Genomic DNA, 12,569 nt, shown 5'->3' with positions numbered 1-12,569 from the left:
ATTAGGATAAGTTATGACTTAAAAATTAATCAACAACTAAAGCTTATGCTTGTAGCTAAGTGAAATCATTGATTAAGAGACCTGTACTTTTCAATGACTTTTTCAGCAAACCCTATTTATCCTTCCCACTTCCCCATCACCCTACACCCCACACCCTACACCCCACACCCCACGGCTGCATCCCACATTTGCAGAAATATCGACAATCAGCAATTATCAGTGACTCTGAAATTGGTACAAAAATATGAACAATCGCGTGTAAGCATCCCACCGAAAAGCTAATGCGCGGGGGGTTTGGGGGGTAGAACCCCCCAAAAGCTTGGATTGAGTGATAAAACTGAAAGTAACACACCCAATTTTAGGAGAAAGTTTCCCTTGAAAAATCCCAAATTAGTAGATTTACAAAAATGAGATGCACCCCACCCTACCCCCAGGAAAAGCTTTTTGCCGCAAACCCTACTTATAAGCGTCCATACCCTCACAGGAACAAACCAGATTTCTGTCACCGTAAGCATTATCAACCCGTCCCACTACCGGCCAGAATTTATAATCTTTTAGCCAAGAAAGCGGGTAAGCTGCCTGTTGACGGGAATAGGGACGACTCCAATCATCGGCAGTTAAAACTGCGGCTGTGTGGGGGGCATTTTTTAAGGGATTATCGTGGATATCCATGCTACCATTAGCGATCGCTTGTACTTCTTGATAGATAGTTAACAAAGCTTCACAAAAACGGTCTAATTCCCCCAAAGATTCGCTTTCCGTGGGTTCCACCATCATTGTACCCGCCACAGGCCAAGAAACCGTCGGCGCGTGGAAACCGAAATCCATCAAACGTTTTGCCACATCTTCCACCTCGATGCCGGCCTGTTTTTTCAGGGGACGTAAATCAATCACGCACTCGTGGGCAACCGTTCCCGCGCTACCCTTAAATAACACCGGATAGGCCGACTCCAGACGAAAAGCCAGATAATTAGCGTTTAAAATTGCCACTTCTGTGGCTTTTTTCAAGCCGGCTGCCCCCATCATAGCGATATACATCCAAGAAATAACCAAAATGCTGGCACTACCCCAAGGCGCGGCCGAAATTGCCCCAATCGAGTCCTGATGCTTACCGTTAGCGGTTTCTGGGGATAATTTCGCCAAAACCAGGGAAACATCGGGCAGAAAAGGCACTAAATGGGATTTTACTCCAATTGGTCCCATGCCGGGTCCGCCACCACCGTGGGGAATACAGAAAGTTTTATGGAGATTCAAGTGACAGACATCAGCGCCAAAATCCGCCGGACGACATAAACCCACCTGAGCATTCATATTCGCGCCATCCATATAGACTTGACCACCGTATTGATGAATCAAGGCGCAAATTTCGCTAATTCCCTCTTCAAAAACGCCGTGAGTGGAAGGATACGTTACCATCAAAGCCGCTAGATTATCCTGATGCTTCTCGGCCTTAGTTTTCAGGTCATCAATATCAATATTGCCCCGAGAATCGCAATTAACCGCCACTACTTTCATGCCACACATAACAGCACTGGCAGGATTAGTCCCGTGAGCGGACTCAGGAATTAAGCAAATCTGACGATGACCTTGACCGCGACTTTCATGGTAGGCTCGGATTACCTGTAAACCGGCATACTCTCCCTGGGAACCGGCGTTCGGTTGTAGAGAAATGCCGTCAAACCCGGTAATTTCCCCTAACCAAGTCTCTAACTGTTGAAAGAGCAGTTGATAGCCTTCTGCTTGGTCAATCGGCGCAAAAGGGTGTAATTTGCCGAATTCTGCCCAAGTTACCGGAATCATCTCCGCTACGGCATTGAGTTTCATCGTACAGGAACCGAGGGGAATCATGGAAGTATTTAAGGCTAGATCCTTTGTTTCCAGACGGTGCAGATATCTGAGTAATTCCGTTTCCGAGTGGTAACGATTGAACACCGGCTCGGTAAGATAGGCACTGGTACGGGTTAAATTAGCGGGTAATTCTAGACTAATTTTCTCGACTAATTCCGCCGTGGTAAAGGGCAATTCCTCGGTTGGCGCAAAAATTTGCCATAAATCCCACACATCCCTGAGAGTGGTGGTTTCATCGAGACTAATTCCTAGATTATTCTCATCAAAATAACGCAGATTAATCTTATGGGTTTTTGCCTTGGCGAAGATATCCTTAACTCCCGTGGATACCGTAACCTTGAGCGTATCGAAGCGCGGTTCTTTCCCCACCTGATAACCCAACTGTTTTAAGCCAGTTGCCAATAAAGCGGTTAATTTCTGCACTCTTTGGGCGATTTTCTTGATTCCTTCCTGTCCGTGATACACCGCGTACATGGAAGCAATCACCGCTAGTAACACCTGTGCGGTACAAATATTACTGGTGGCTTTATCCCGGCGGATATGTTGTTCGCGGGTTTGCAAAGCTAAACGCAGTGCGGGTTTACCCTGACTATCCTTCGATACCCCGACAATGCGCCCCGGAATACTGCGTTTATAGACATCTTTGGTGGCAAAATAGGCGGCATGGGGACCCCCATAACCCAAGGGAACCCCAAAGCGTTGACTGCTACCCACGGCAATATCAGCCCCCAATTCGCCGGGGGGAGTCAACAGGGCTAAACTGAGAATATCGGCGGCAACGGTGACTAAAGCCCCATTTTCCTGCGCTTTGGCGATAAATTCCCGATAGTCATAAATTACGCCATCGGTGGCTGGATATTGTAATAATGCGCCAAAAATTGGCGTTTGGAAGTCAAAGAGACGATGATCCTCGATAATAATGTCAATACCTAAAGGAATCGCTCTGGTTTTAACAACTTCAATCGTTTGGGGATGGCAACTACTAGAGATAAAGAAAGCATTGGCTTTAGTTTTACACAGTCCATAACTCATACTCATCGCTTCCGCAGCTGCTGTTCCTTCATCGAGGAGGGAAGCGTTAGCAATTTCCAGACCGGTTAAGCTAGTGATGAGAGTTTGGAAGTTTAAGAGAGCTTCTAAGCGTCCTTGGGCGATTTCCGCTTGATAGGGAGTATAGGCGGTGTACCAACCCGGATTTTCTAGGATGTTGCGGAGAATTACCGGCGGGGTGATACAGTCATGGTAGCCCATGCCAATAAAGGAGCGAAATACCTGATTTTTGGAGGCAATAGCTTTTAATTGGGCAAGAGCGGCGTATTCACTCAAGGCAGGTACTAGATTAAGGCTTTTTTGTAAACGAATTCCTGACGGGACAGTTTGAGCGATTAATTCCTCAACGGTAGCAACACCCAAAACCGCCAGCATTTTCTCGATTTCCGTCTCCGTCGGTCCAATATGACGGTTAACAAAGCTATCGGTGCAGTCTAGCAGGTCTTGCAGGTCAGCAGGAGCGAATTCCTCGGTTTTCTCGGCCGTAATTGACCTATTTAGCATATTAATCTCGGTTTCAACAATTACAAAAGTGCTGCGTTTCATCGCTAGGGGTGATTTTAACGCAACTTGTAAAATTTTTGTAATATTTCAAGTCAGCAATCGGCAAGATAAAGCGGAAGCTAATTTGCTATCGAAAGTATGCACAAAATTAACCTCACTACTGCTTCGTCACCAAAAACCAACCGGAATTCGTAGATCCGATCACCTTTAATCCTTCTAAATCAGTAGCTTCTTTGGTTTGATGATCGATAATTAGGTAAGGTTGCTTGTGACTTTGCCAATGATTGATTAATTCTTCAGTAGCAAGGGGAAAAACCCGACGACCACTATAAAAATTTAACGAGGGGCGCTCGTAGGCAAAAGCAATATAAACAGGGTGATCAGCTGGCACATATTTCTGCACTAAACTCGCCACCGGTTTGACGGGGAAATTCTCATTTAATTCCCAGATCCACAGGGGAGAATTGACAAAAATAAACAAAGAAACCAACATTCCCCAGAGTAAAATTACGATGAATTGTTGCGAGCGCCGGGCTAACAAAATCGCCGTTGTCACCATGGTCAGGGAAAGTGATAATAAGGTTAAAAGAATTAAGGGATGGATCGGTTCGATCGGGGCAAAATTACCAGGAAAATAGGCTATTAAAGCTAATAAACCCGCCCCAACGCCGACAATACCCAGAATAATTGACCAGATTGGATTATAGGGACGATCGATGGGAAGATTAACCATCTGCGCCAAGGCATAACCGGCCGCTAAAGCCAAGGCCGGATAGATCGGCAGAATATACCAAGGCAATTTAGTCGCCATTACCGAAACCACCAACAGATAAACACCCGTCCAAACTAACAGTAACTTCGCCCAACTGTAGAGATATTCCTGACGAGCTAAACGTAAACCCCAAACCGAGAAAATTAACCAGGGCCAACTATATTTAATAATTTCTAGCAGATAATACCAAAACGGTCCGCGATGATTGTCCAGATCGTCACTAACTCGCTTTAACTGTTGAACAAAAAGGGAATCGAGAAACTCCCGCTCGTAGTGCCAAAATTGGGTGCTATACCAGGCAAAAGCGGGAGTTGCTCCCAATAACCAACCCGACCAAAAATAGGCAGACGTTAATAACCGGGGGGTATCCCAGAGCAGAAAAATAAAGCCGATACCCGCCAATAATAGCCCCATAATACCCTTAGTCAGACAAAGGAGGGCAAATCCTAACCCCGCCCCCACAGACCAGCGTAAATCGCGTCGTGAGCGCAGTAAACCAACAAACATCAGCATTTCAAAACACAATACCGCTCCATCCAACATGGCTAAACGGCCATGGCGCACCACCGGCAAAAGAGTTAAATAGATCAAGGCCGACAGTAAAGCTGGCAAACGAGCGGGAAAAATTTCTCGACCGAGAAGATAGAGAAGCGGCACCGATAAAGCTGTAAAAAAAGCGGGAATTAGTCTAGTATTGGCCTCATTGATGCCCCAAAAATGGTAGGTTAGACCAATTAAACTGTGAATCAACGGCGGTTTATTCAGGTAGGGATCACCCCAAAGACTAGGAAATAACCAGCGCAATTGTTCCAGGGGGGTTTGGCTAATTTCCTTGGCTACCTGAGCGATTGTTGCCTCATCCCAATCCCGCAAGGGTAAATTACCTAATCCCACTAGATAGATAATTAAGGCCGCTATTAATAATCCCAGTAAACACAGAAATTCTTTAAAATTTTCTCTCTGACGCAATTTATAACTAGAATATCCCCAAGTAAATTTTTGACGGTTCATAAGCTAGGTCAGTTATCAGTAAACAGTAAACAGTAATCAGTAAACAGTAATCAGTAATCAGTAATCAGTAAGGCTCTCCTAGACTGGTTATAGCAAATTAGTAGTTTCAATGAGCCTAATCCCTTAAATAGCCTAGAATCCAACCAAGCAAAAAGCTTTGATTATTTTGGTTCTTCGGTTTGTGTGCTGCGATTTTTGCCAATTGTTTTCAATCTAGAACGAGCTAATCAATTAAGTCCCTTGCCAGATAAGGATTTAGCCGATTTCTGCCCCCTGATCGAACCATACCAAGTAACGAAGAACCATTATTTTCTGCTAAAATATCATAACTACTCTAGAAGATCCTTAAAACTCAAATCTGATAACTGATAACTGATAACTGATAACTGATAACTGATAACTGATAACTGATAACTGATAACTGATAACTGATAACTGATAACTGATAACTGATTATGTATTGGTATAATGGCGAATTAATCGAGAATGAGCGAATCAGTCTGGGTATTGATGATATTGGGCTGCTTTATGGAGCCACACTCTTTACTACCCTGCGTATCTATCAACAAAGCTTAGATCATCCCCTGACCCATTGGCAAGAACATATCAAACGTCTGCACTCTAGTTTACAAGTTTTCCAATGGTCTGATCCCGATTGGCAGCGAATTCGCCAAGGAGCCGAAAAATTATCCCGATTCTATCCTGTCCTGAGAATCACAATTTTTCCCGATGGTAGGGAGTGGATTAAAGGCAGATTTTTACCCGAAGATTTAAACCTTAGACAAGAGCGGGGAATTATTGGGTGGGTAGTGGATAATCCCGCTTGGCAACGCGTTTTAGGAGAGCATAAAACTGGTAATTATTTAACTCCTTGGTTAGCGTCACAAACTGCTCAAAAAAAAGGAGCAAAAGAGGCGATATTAGTCGATCGATTGGGGAATTGGTTAGAAACTAGCACGGGTAATTTATGGGGATGGAAAGATAATTGCTGGTACAGTCCCCTGCTGACTGCTGATATTTTACCCGGAATCGGGCGCTCGGCTTTGATCGGCTGGTTAAAAAAACAAAATATTTCCCTGCAAGAAAATCTCTGGACCCCGGAATTTGTCGGGACTTTACAGGCGATCGCCTATAGTAATTCCTTGGTAGAAATTATCCCTTTTAATTCTATTCTTGGCTCGGATATAGAGATAAATACAGCTATTTATAGAGAAATTTTACCAGATTTACAGCAATATTTTTTTAGTCAATTTGAGAATAAATAAGGGTGTGTACTAGAGGCTAACACACCCAAAATCCAGAAATAATGCCGCTCAAGCTTTAAAATTCTCGCTCGGAATTAGCCTCACTATCGCGCTTAGAACCGAGTAAATCTAATTGATCGACGAGAATCACCGGTTTAGAGCGAGCTAATCCCGTGTTTTTATCATTCCAGGTATCCATTTTTAAAGAACCCTTAATCCCGATTAAACCGCCTTTTTTCACATAATTAGCGGCCACTTCCGCCGTTTTACCCCAAATTTCCAGATCGAACCAATCTGGCTGATCGCTATTTTTCGAGCGACGATTAACCGCTAAAGTTAAAGTACATAAAACCTTACCCGACTCGAAATACTTGGTTTCTGGGTCTCTCCCCGCTCGTCCCACCAAATGAACCAGATTTACACTCATGGTCTTAAATCCTCAATTTAGTACAATAGTATGTTCATTTTAGCCTGAAACCTTAGCCTTGACCGGTGACTAGGGAGAAAATTAGGCCAAAGACCTGGGTAAATCTGGAGAGAAAGAAGCGATAATTAACTAGACTTGAGAAACAAAACCTAATAAAATCCAAGTCGATTCGATCGAAAGTCTAGCTATAGCAACGTTTTATTGATCAGAACAGGAGTGAAAACAAGTGGGTTTTTTTAGAGGACTAGGTTTATCAAGGGACATAGGTATAGACTTGGGTACAGCAAACACCCTCGTCTATGTATCAGGGAAAGGTATCGTTTTAGAGGAACCATCGGTAGTAGCGATCGATCAAGATCGTAACCCAGTCGCTGTCGGGGAGGAGGCCAAAAAAATGCTCGGTCGCACTCCGGGCCATGTCACCGCTATGCGACCCCTGCGCGATGGGGTAATCGCCGATTTTTACAGTTGCGAGATCATGTTAGCGGAATTCATCAAACGAGCGCTCGATGGCACGATTGGCAATCCCCGCATGGTAATCGGTGTTCCTAGTGGGATTACTGGAGTAGAAAGACGCGCGGTGGTGGATGCGGCCAAAAATGCCGGCTCGCGAGAAGTGGGGTTAATTGATGAACCGATTGCGGCAGCCTTGGGTGCTGGTTTACCCGTCTCGGAAGCGACGGGAAATATGATCATCGATATCGGTGGTGGCACTACGGAAGTGGCGATTCTCAGTCTTGATGGGACCGTGATCAGCGAATCGGTGCGCGTCGCTGGGGATGAACTGACGGACTCAATTATCGCCTATCTGAAAAAAGTCCATAACCTGATTATCGGGGAACGTACAGCCGAAGATATTAAAATTCGCCTTGGTTCAGCTTATCCCTCCCCCGAAGATGAATTTCCTCCTCTGGAAGTGCGGGGATTGCATCTCATGTCCGGTTTACCCCGCACCGTGACCATCAAAGCGGAAGAAGTGCGGGAAAGTATGGATGAGCCACTTTCCGTGATCGTTGATGCGATCAAACGTACCCTAGAAAAAACTCCCCCCGAATTAGCTGCCGATATTATCGATCGCGGGATCATGTTAGCGGGAGGAGGTGCTTTATTACGGGGACTTGATCGTCTAGTCAGTCACGAAACCGGTATCGTTACCCATGTCGCTGAAGATCCCCTGCGCTGTGTGGTCAAAGGCACGGGAGAAGTGTTAAAAAATCAGAAACTCTTTGAGCGGATCGTTAATGAAACAACTCGCAATGTCTAAAGGTCACTAGGCTAGGTTAGCGGCAAAATTCACGGATTCTCACTCTACACAGTCAAGAGGTTTAAAATCGCTCATGTATTCAGCACGACGAAAATGGACACAGCAGAGATGGCGACTTTTGCTGCTCGCTGCCGCTTTTGGGGGAGCTTGGTACATTCGCACCTATCAAAGTGGGGCGATTTTAGAATTGTATGGTTTATTAACTCGTCCTTTTCAGGGAGAGGAAACTAATCTGCAAGAGCAACTTCTTGCCGATCAACGGGTGCGAGAATTACAAAATCGTTTAAGTGAAGTCGAATATCAAAATCAACAATTAAAAAAACAGCTTGGTTATTATCAAACCCAGAAAAAACCCCTGATTTCTGCTCCAATTATTGGCCGCAGCGCCGATGATTGGTGGCAACAGGTGATTATCGGTCGGGGTAGCGCCGATGGTGTGCCAGTGGGTGCTTCGGTGACGGGAATTGGTGGTTTAGTGGGACGGATTACGGAAGTTACCCCCCACACCAGCAAAGTTCTATTGGTCAGTAATTCCCAAAGTCGCATCGGAGCAACGGTGAATCGTAGTCGGGCCATGGGTTTAATTCAAGGTCAGAATTCCCAAGTCGCCACCCTGCGCTTTTTTGAAAAAGCTCCCGATGTCAAACCGGGAGATGTGGTGACAACTTCGGCTTTTAGTAGTCTTTTTTCGCCGGGGTTGCCCATCGGTCGTATAATTTCCCTTAATTTACAGGAAAATCCCGCCCCCACCGCCAAAATTGAATTTACCGCCACCGTGGACAATCTCGAATGGGTGTTCGTTCACCCGCAGCCCCAGCAGTGAGAGGGGGAATTATGCTGAAATTAAGCCGTTTATCAGCCCGTTCTCGTTTTATACTGAATATTTTAGTCACTATCGCTTCGCTGCTTCTCTGTGCTTTTCTTTCCTTAATGCGGCTACCCGGGATGGAGATTTTAGGCATCGCTCCCAATTGGTTACTGATTTGGTTGGTTAGTTGGAGTCTCAATCGCTCTTGTCTCGATAGTGTGGTGGCCGGATTAGCGATCGGCGCTATTCAAGATAGTCTTACCTCTAATTATCCTTCCCATATCATGGTTTTTGGTCTCATCGGCTTCCTCACTTCCCGTTTACACCGACAACGTTATGTTAAAGAAGAATTGATCGCCGTGGTCTTAATTGTCTTTGTTATGACTTTAATCACTGATGGTGCGATCGCTTTTCAATACTATCTACAAGGAGGCAAAAATCTCGCTGATCTTTGGCTTGATTATCAACGCATTGGCCTCACTTCTGCTCTGCTTAGTAGTCTCTGGACTCCCCTCCTCTATTATCCTCTCCAGCAATGGTGGCGACAATTTAGCGATCTTTAAGGAGTCAGCTTTTTCAGTTATCAGTGAGCAGTGATCAGATTTGAGTTTTCAGTTCACTGATTACTGATTACTGATAACTGTTCACTGATTACTCACCCTCACCCGCTCAACTAACATGAAATACAAACAAAAACTTAGTCAATTTTTCCATAATCTCGCTAATAAATTAGAGAATTCCGAGCAACCCCCTAAAGTCGATCCTATTGACTCCAAATCTGCGCCAGTTGCCGGGGAAAAGACAGCAGAAGACGCTTCTGATAAAAAAAAGGTTAATTTAGTCTCCCAAACCAGTAGCAAGGCTCTAGAGACATTAAAACCCTTAAAGAACAAATTTACTACCCTGATTGATAATTCCCCCTTACCGCAATGGCGACAACATCCCCGCTTTGGCTTGTACTTGGGATTGGGATTAGGCGTAACTGGGGGCATTTTAGGGGTAGGTTGGGGCATTTATCGCCTTGAAAGCTCTTTACCGCAAAATATCGCCGATATACAAACATATACTCGTCCCGGCACCCTAACCATTCAAGCCGCTAATGGGGAAATCCTCAAGCAAAATGGCCCAAGTACCTACGAAACCGTGAAAATTGCTCAAGTTCCCCCACTGGTACAGGAGGCCTTTATCGCTAGTGAAGACCGCCGTTTTCGCCAACACGGGGGAGTTGATGGCCAGGGTATTGCTCGCGCTCTCTTTTCTAACCTGAGAGCCGGGGGAGTGGTGGAAGGAGGCAGCACCATCACCCAACAATTGGCCCGAATTGTCTTTTTATCCCAAGAAAGGAGTTTTGATCGCAAATTACGGGAAATGCGTATCGCTCAGAAAATAGAAGATAAATATACAAAAGACCAGATTTTAGAGCGTTATTTCCACCTAGTTTATCTCGGTTCCGGGGCCTACGGTCTGGCCGATGCCGCTTGGTTATATTTCAGTAAACCCGTCGATAAATTAACTCTAGCCGAAGCTGCCACCCTTGCCGGCATTGTTCCCGCTCCTAGTCTCTATTCTCCCCTTGAAAACCCTAAATCTGCCCTAGAACGGCGTAATATCGTCCTCAAAACTATGGCCGAGGTGGGATTTATTACTGCTGCTCAAGCCGAACAAGCGATCGCATCTCCCCTAGGCCTTAAAACCAGTCCCCTAAAACGTCTGCAACGGCAAGCGGCCTATTTTACCGATTATGTGGAAAAAGAACTGCCGCAACTGGTTCCCGCTAAAACCCTAGAAGCGGGAGGATTGGTGGTAAAAACTACCCTTAATCCTCGTTGGCAAAGCGAAGCGGAGGAAGTGGTAGAAAGAGCGGTTTCTCGTTATGGCCAGTGGCAGAACTTCCAACAGGCGGCTTTAGTGGCAATTGACCCCAAAAATGGGCAAATTAAGGCTATGGTCGGGGGAATTGACCACGATAAGAATCAATTCAATCGGGTGACACAGGCAAAACGTCAGCCGGGATCTACTTTTAAACCTTTTGTCTATGCGGCGGCGATTGCGGCGGGGAAATCCCCCTATTCTAGTTATAAAGATGCTCAGTATGTAGTGGATGGTTATAAACCGGAAAACTACGGTGATAGGTATAGCGGCCGCGCGGTGTCCATGCGCGATGCTTTGACTTCTTCCCTGAATGTGGTGGCAGTTCAGGTGTTAGTGGCCGTCGGTTGGAATCCGGTGATTAAATTAGCTCAAGATATGGGGATCCAGTCGAAACTTTTACCCACTTATTCTTTGGCTTTGGGTGCTTCGGAAGTCAATCTTTTAGAATTGACCAGCGCCTACGGGACTTTTGCTAATAATGGTGTGCATCAACCAGTTTACGGTATTAATCAGGTACTCGATCGCAATGGTAAAGTAATTTATCAAGCCAATTTTAAACCGAAAACTGCTCTGAATAAAAACACGGCAGCGACGATGACTTGGATGCTACAGAATGTGGTTAATTCGGGAACGGGAACCCCCGCACAAATTGGTCGTCCGGTGGCAGGAAAAACTGGTACTTCTGATAAAGCTCGCGACCTTTGGTTTGTCGGTTATATTCCCCAATTAGTCACGGGAATTTGGCTCGGTAATGACAATAATAAACCCACCAATGGAGCCAGTACCATGTCCGCTTGGATGTGGCGACAATTTATGTTAGAAGCAATTAAGGATATTCCCTATCAAGGTTTCCCTGAACCGAATTTAGGCAAACGTCCGGTGACATTAAAAGCGGAACCCATTAAACCCCGACGTACCTACTTTACCCAAACTACTAACAATCGTTTAGCCAGCAGCGATGAGGGTTCCCCCACCGAAAGACCTATCCGCAGACGGCGACGGGTTCGGGTAAGTCGTGTGCAAACTATCGTTCGTTCTAATACTAGCGAACCCAGCCAACGCCGTTCTAGTCGTCGGCGTACTAGAGTCGCTCCTACCAGCGCCGCCGCTCCTAGTCCTCAAAATACGGCCCCCGCAGCAGCCGAACCGATTACCGTTCCCGTCAATGTGGCGGCTCCCGAAACTCGTTCGGTTCCCCTAGAGGTAACTTCTCCCCCCGATGTGGCTCCTCCTGCACCCCCGGCAGAAAGACGCTGAATCGGCACGACAACCCTCGCAGGATTTGCGGGGGTTTTCTTTCCCAAACTGCTCGGTAAAATAGACAGCTTGTAAAAATCAACAATTGTTGTTAGGGTTAGGGGCCAGTAGCCAGTAGTCAGGAGAATTAAGAATAAGTAAGTAGTCGTGCAAAATTAATTTCCTAGTCGAGACAGGAGACGGGAGACAGGAGACAGGAGACACCTATTAGGGATCGGATTTGAGTTTTCAGTTCACTGTTTCCTCACACCAGAAGTCTCACGGAGTAGTGGCTTAGATGTGTAATTAATTGTGCTTAGATACTTACTAAATCCGTTGAGTATAGGCTACATATCAGGAGAGGCACTCCTGCAAGTGCAGTGACTCTTAAATTATTACAGATGCGTCAGCGGCTGCGTGTAAGCATCCCACCGAAAAACTAATGCGCGGGGGGTTTGGGGGCGGCGCCACGCCCCCAACGGGGGGTTTGGGGGGTAGAACCCCCCAAAGGCTTGGATTGAGTGATAAAATCG

8 protein-coding genes are annotated in these 12,569 nt (G+C 45.8%); 5 read left to right on the top strand and 3 right to left on the bottom strand.

All coding sequences use genetic code 11. From position 1 onward, the window contains the following. Positions 1-456 precede the first annotated feature (456 nt). Positions 457-3,444, bottom strand: coding sequence for an aminomethyl-transferring glycine dehydrogenase (gcvP, locus tag EWV60_RS16265; RefSeq protein ID WP_287233364.1), 2,988 nt, complete (start codon positions 3,442-3,444; stop codon positions 457-459). 115 nt (positions 3,445-3,559) lie between these two features. Then, the gene (locus EWV60_RS16260) at positions 3,560-5,185 is read right to left on the bottom strand and encodes an ArnT family glycosyltransferase (RefSeq protein ID WP_287233361.1); all 1,626 of its coding nucleotides are present in this window, start codon (positions 5,183-5,185) and stop codon (positions 3,560-3,562) included. 455 nt (positions 5,186-5,640) lie between these two features. Here EWV60_RS16260 and EWV60_RS16255 point away from each other — a divergent pair, with 455 nt between their 5' ends. Continuing rightward, positions 5,641-6,450: an aminotransferase class IV gene (locus tag EWV60_RS16255; protein ID WP_287233359.1), complete on the top strand. Its 810-nt coding sequence runs from the start codon at positions 5,641-5,643 to the stop codon at positions 6,448-6,450. 55 nt (positions 6,451-6,505) lie between these two features. On the opposite strand, the gene EWV60_RS16250 is transcribed toward EWV60_RS16255, so the two are convergent. Then, the gene (locus EWV60_RS16250; RefSeq protein ID WP_002731888.1) at positions 6,506-6,856 is read right to left on the bottom strand and encodes a single-stranded DNA-binding protein; all 351 of its coding nucleotides are present in this window, start codon (positions 6,854-6,856) and stop codon (positions 6,506-6,508) included. A 226-nt stretch (positions 6,857-7,082) separates the two neighbouring features. Between EWV60_RS16250 and EWV60_RS16245 the strand changes: the two genes are divergently transcribed. The 4 genes from EWV60_RS16245 (at position 7,083) to EWV60_RS16230 (ending at position 12,057) form a co-directional block, all read left to right on the top strand. Then, positions 7,083-8,120, top strand: coding sequence for a rod shape-determining protein (locus EWV60_RS16245; RefSeq protein WP_287233358.1), 1,038 nt, complete (start codon positions 7,083-7,085; stop codon positions 8,118-8,120). Between the two features lie 73 nt (positions 8,121-8,193). Further along, on the top strand, positions 8,194-8,943 hold the full coding sequence (mreC, locus tag EWV60_RS16240; RefSeq protein WP_271934860.1) for a rod shape-determining protein MreC: 750 nt from the start codon (positions 8,194-8,196) through the stop codon (positions 8,941-8,943). After that, positions 8,910-9,491, top strand: a complete 582-nt coding sequence (gene mreD, locus EWV60_RS16235; RefSeq protein WP_287233353.1) for a rod shape-determining protein MreD — start codon at positions 8,910-8,912, stop codon at positions 9,489-9,491. The genes mreC and mreD overlap by 34 nt, the downstream gene beginning before the upstream one ends. Positions 9,492-9,606: 115 nt before the next feature. Next, positions 9,607-12,057, top strand: a complete 2,451-nt coding sequence (locus tag EWV60_RS16230; protein ID WP_287233351.1) for a transglycosylase domain-containing protein — start codon at positions 9,607-9,609, stop codon at positions 12,055-12,057. Positions 12,058-12,569: the final 512 nt, after the last annotated feature.

The organism is Microcystis sp. Msp_OC_L_20101000_S702, assembly GCF_007095705.1.
Classification (GTDB): Bacteria; Cyanobacteriota; Cyanobacteriia; order Cyanobacteriales; family Microcystaceae; genus Microcystis; species Microcystis ichthyoblabe_A.
Note: the sequence above shows the minus strand (reverse complement) of the source record. Positions and strands in the feature narration are given on the sequence as shown.